This window comes from Pseudomonas sp. UF-293 (assembly GCF_058245595.1).
This window is the reverse complement of sequence record NZ_JBSICA010000091.1, coordinates 1-293: the sequence shown is the minus strand read 5'-3', so window position 1 is coordinate 293 and position 293 is coordinate 1. Positions and strand designations below refer to the sequence as shown.

The window sequence follows — 293 nt, the reverse complement described above, 5'->3', positions numbered from 1 at the left end:
TTGCCGGTCAGCGCATCGTTCGCAGCAACAGCGGTTGCAGTGCCAGTAGTCTGACCGACGCCGATGGTGATGGTCTGACCGTTGGCCAGAGTTACCACAACTGGTGAGCCGGTGACTGGCGCGCCGACGGTGGCGGTGTAAGTCACGGTGCCGCCTTCGGCCACCGAAGTATCAGCGGTCAGTTTGACCGTTGAAGTGTCGATGGTGTCGGTGACTTGAGTGACCGCTGGAGTGGTGCTCGGCACGAGATTTTCGAAGTTACCACCGGTAGCGCCGGTGATCGTCGCCTGCAC

The 293-nt window shown here is 61.1% G+C and carries 1 protein-coding gene; it reads right to left on the bottom strand.

All coding sequences use genetic code 11. The features are described 5' to 3' along the window. The coding region (locus AC4IHP_RS27900; protein ID WP_490833295.1) for an immunoglobulin-like domain-containing protein at positions 1-293 on the bottom strand (293 nt) is incomplete at both ends.